Origin of the sequence: Kitasatospora sp. NPDC091257, assembly GCF_044757675.1 — a bacterium.
GTDB classification, from domain to species: domain Bacteria; phylum Actinomycetota; class Actinomycetes; order Streptomycetales; family Streptomycetaceae; genus Kitasatospora; species Kitasatospora lactacystinica.
This window is the reverse complement of sequence record NZ_JBIVVI010000895.1, coordinates 1-3,864: the sequence shown is the minus strand read 5'-3', so window position 1 is coordinate 3,864 and position 3,864 is coordinate 1. Positions and strand designations below refer to the sequence as shown.

4 protein-coding genes and 1 pseudogene are annotated in these 3,864 nt (G+C 74.1%); all 5 read left to right on the top strand.

Annotation, left to right across the window (positions count from 1 at the left end):
* Positions 1-10: 10 nt before the first annotated feature.
* The 5 genes and pseudogenes from ACIQOV_RS31590 (at position 11) to ACIQOV_RS31570 (ending at position 3,860) form a co-directional block, all read left to right on the top strand.
* Positions 11-1,246: a cytochrome P450 gene (locus ACIQOV_RS31590; protein ID WP_401054097.1), complete on the top strand. Its 1,236-nt coding sequence runs from the start codon at positions 11-13 to the stop codon at positions 1,244-1,246.
* A 72-nt stretch (positions 1,247-1,318) separates the two neighbouring features.
* A complete protein-coding gene (locus ACIQOV_RS31585; RefSeq protein WP_401054094.1) occupies positions 1,319-2,077 on the top strand; it encodes a thioesterase II family protein in 759 nt (252 codons plus the stop codon).
* A 33-nt stretch (positions 2,078-2,110) separates the two neighbouring features.
* Positions 2,111-2,473 (top strand): annotated as a pseudogene (locus ACIQOV_RS31580) (transposase); the annotation flags it as partial.
* Between the two features lie 342 nt (positions 2,474-2,815).
* On the top strand, positions 2,816-3,511 hold the full coding sequence (locus tag ACIQOV_RS31575) for a 2OG-Fe(II) oxygenase (protein ID WP_401054095.1): 696 nt from the start codon (positions 2,816-2,818) through the stop codon (positions 3,509-3,511).
* Positions 3,512-3,521: 10 nt separating this feature from the next.
* A complete protein-coding gene (locus ACIQOV_RS31570; protein WP_401054092.1) occupies positions 3,522-3,860 on the top strand; it encodes a metal-binding protein in 339 nt (112 codons plus the stop codon).
* Positions 3,861-3,864 lie beyond the last annotated feature (4 nt).

Sequence of the window (3,864 nt, the reverse complement as noted above, 5' to 3'; positions counted from 1 at the left end):
GGCAGCCCCGATGACGGCGGTTCCCCCGACCACGCGCTGCCCGGTCCTCGCCCCGCGGCCGGTCGATCTGATCGACCCCGACCTCTACCTCTCGGGCGGGGCGCACGAGGCGTGGCGACGGCTGCGCCGCGACGCCCCGGTGAGCTGGCAGCCGGTCGGCGACATCGGCTACTGGTCGATCGTCGCTCACGCCGAGGCCAACCGGGTACTGCGCGACCACGACACGTTCACCTCCGAACAGGGCACCCTGCTCAACCTCCTCGGCAAGGGCGACCCCGCCGGCGGCCGGCAGATGGCCGTGACCGACCCGCCCCGGCACTCGCGCCTGCGCGGCCCGCTGCAGCAGGCGCTGTCGATCAAGACGGTGGAGAACGACCGGGAGGCGATCCGCCGGGCCGTCGTCGAACTGCTCCGGCCGCTGGCCGACGGAGGCCCGTACGACTTCGCCGCCGCCATGGCCACCCTGCCGATGGCGGTGATCGGCACCATGATGGCGCTACCGGAGCAGGACTGGCCGCGGCTGGTCCGGCTCGCCCACGCCTGCATCGCCGCGGACGACCCCGAGTTCCAGCTCGCCGCCGGACCGCGGGCCACCCTCGTGACCGCCCACCGCGAACTGTTCGCCTACTTCCAGGACCTCGTCACCGCGCGTCGGCGCGCACCGGGTGGCGACCTGATCAGCGTGCTGCTCACCATGGAACTGGACGGACGCCGACTGTCGCCGGGCGAGATCGTGTCCAACTGCTACAGCCTGCTGCTCGGAGCGACCGTCACCACCGCCCAGCCGCCGATCGCGGCGATGGCCGAACTGGCCGGGACCGCCGTCCTGGACGACTGGGCGGCGCACCCGGAACTGCTCGGCAGCGGCGTGGAGGAGGCACTGCGGTGGGCCTCGCCCACCCAGCACTTCATGCGCCACGCCACCCGCGACGTCGAGATCCGGGGCGTGCCGATCCGCGCGGGGGACGCCGTCGTCGTGTGGCTGGCGTCGGCCAACCGCGACGAGACCGTGTTCGCCGACCCGGACACCTTCGACATCCGGCGGCGGCCCAACAAGCACATCGCGTTCGGCGTCGGCGCGCACTACTGCATCGGACACACCGTCGCCCGGGTGGCCCTGCGGATCCTCTTCGCCGAACTGCTCGGCCGGTTCACCGGCTTCGAACTCGCCGGGACGCCGCGGCGCATGCGCTCGAACATCATCGCGGGCTTCACGCACCTGCCGATCACCGCGCGGACCCGCTAGGAGCCGTCACCGCGGCCGCTGTCACCGCCGCTGCCGAACCCGAGAAGAAACCCCCCACACGGAAGGTCATCAGTGGACGCTCCGACGGCCCGTACCCGCAACAAGTGGTTCCTGCGCGAGCCGTCGCCGGTGGCACCGGCGCGGCTGTTCTGCCTGCCCTACTCCGGCTGCGGTGCGAGCATGTACCGCCAGTGGCCGTCACAGGTCGACGGCGTCGAGGTCTGCCCCGTGCAGCCGCCCGGCCGGGAGAACCGGATGCGCGAGCCCGCCCACACCACCTACGAGGCGCTGGCCGACGACCTCTGCGAAGCGCTGCGCCCCCACCTGGACCGTCCGTACGCCCTGTTCGGCCACTGCGGCTCCGCGCTGGCGGCGTACGAGACCGCCGTACGGCTGGTCCAGCGGGGCTGTCCCGCCCCGACCCGGCTGTTCGTCTCCTCCGAGGTCGCGCCGCAGGACGGCCCCTACGGCCGCTTCCTCGGCATGAGCGACGACGAGCTGGCCGACGAACTGCGCGGGCTCGTCGCGGAACTGGGCGGCACCCTGGAACCGAGCCTGCTCGCGCTCTACCTCGGCGTCCTGCGCAACGACGTCGACATGAACAAGCGGTACCACGTGGCCGAGCCGGTCCGGCTGCCGTGCCCGGTCACCGCCATCGGCTGGACCGAGGACACGGGCATCGCGCCGTCCCTGATGACCGGATGGTCGGCCTGCGGCGAAACGACCTTCGAACTCCTGGAAGGGGGCCACTACCGCTTCATCGAGGCGCCGGCGGACCTGTTGGCGCTCCTGGTCGCGGACCTGACGCCCACCCGCTCCCGCACGCCCTGATGGGATGCGTCGGATCCATTCGCCGCCGGCTACCGGGTCTACGCGGTCCGTCCGAAGCGGGCCGCCCGGTTCAAGGAGCGCTACGGCACCTCCGGGGCCACGAGCGACAAGGGCGACGCGCACGCGCCGGCCGACATGGTCCGCGTCGACCGCGACCAGCTGCGGCCGATCGCCGGGGACAGTGACAAGGCCCAGGCCGTGCGCATCGTCGCCCGCACGCACCAGACCCTGATCCGGGAGCGCACCCGCACCTTCCAGCGGCTGCGGAGCACGCTGCGCGAGCACTTCCCCGGCGCGTCGGCCGCCTACGCCTCCCTGGAGCTCACCAGCACCGACGCACTCCATGACGAGGCCACCGCCTGGTCACACCACGCGACCATCCCGGCCGCAGCTTGACACCGCTACGGCATGGGATGTCTGACACCGGATCCGAGCGCGAGCAGCGGGGAGCGGCGGAGCCGGCACGGCGCCCTCCCGTTCGCGCACCCGGGCGGCCCCGGACGCGCCCGCCGTCCGACGCGGCGCCCTCCGCCCGACGCGCCGTCCGAATGCCGCCAGCACGCGGCCCCGTCCAAGGGCGACGATCGGAACAGCCCGACCGTGCGCCGCCCGCGGCCCTCCCGGTCTGCGGGCCCATGCCCTCGCCCGTCCCCGCCGCCAAGGATCCCTCCCGTGAACGACACCCTCCTCGCCACCGGCGCGCCCACCACCGCGGCGCCCGCCCCGGGCCCGGCCGTCCTGCCCGCGCTCGACTCGCTCGACTGGCAGGGCGTGCACGAGCAGTTGGACCGGGACGGTGCGGCGCTCACCGAGCCGCTGCTGTCGCCCGCCCAGTGCCGGGAGCTCGCCGCGCTCTACGACCGGCCCGAACTGTTCCGCACCACCGTCGACATGGCCCGCCACCGCTTCGGCTCCGGCCAGTACCGCTACTTCACCCACGACCTGCCCGAACCCGTCGCCGCCCTGCGCGAGGCCCTCTACCCCCGCCTGCTCACCGTCGCCCGTGCCTGGGCCGACAAGCTCGGCCGCCCCGCCCCCTGGCCCGACACCCTCGCCGAGTGGACCGCCAGGTGCCACGCCGCCGGCCAGGACAAGAGCTCCCAGATCCTGCTGCGCTACGGCCCCGGTGACTGGAACGCCCTGCACCGCGACGTCTTCGGCGACCTCGTCTTCCCCCTCCAGGTCGTCATCGGCCTCGACGCCCACGGCACCGACTACACCGGCGGCGAGTTCCTCCTCGTCGAACAGCGCCCCCGCGCCCAGTCCCGCGGCACCGCCACCGTCCTTCCCCAGGGGCACGGCCTGATCTTCACCACCCGCGACCGCCCCGTCCCCTCCGCCCGCGGCCACCGCGCCGGCCCCGTCCGCCACGGCGTCAGCACCGTGCGCACCGGCCGCCGCCACACCCTCGGCCTCGTCTTCCACGACGCCTGAACCCCGCCGCATGGCCGCCACCGGCACGCCCGCGCCCATACCCACACCCGCGCCCACCGTCGCCACCGCCCCGGTCCTATCGCGCCGCTACACCCTGACCGGACCCGACAACCGCCCCTACCCCAGCACCACGCCCGGCACCCTCGGCGGCCACCGGCGAGGCCGCCGCTACGGCCGCCTCGACTGCCCCTCGGCCCTGCGCGCCCTCGCCGCCGGCGGCTACGTGCGCCACCGCGTCTTCTTCGCCGACGAGGCCACCGCGATCGCCGCCGCCTACCGGCCCTGCTCGGTGTGCCTGCCCGGGAAGTACCGGCAGTGGAAGACCCGCCAGAAGGACCGCACCCCATGAACCC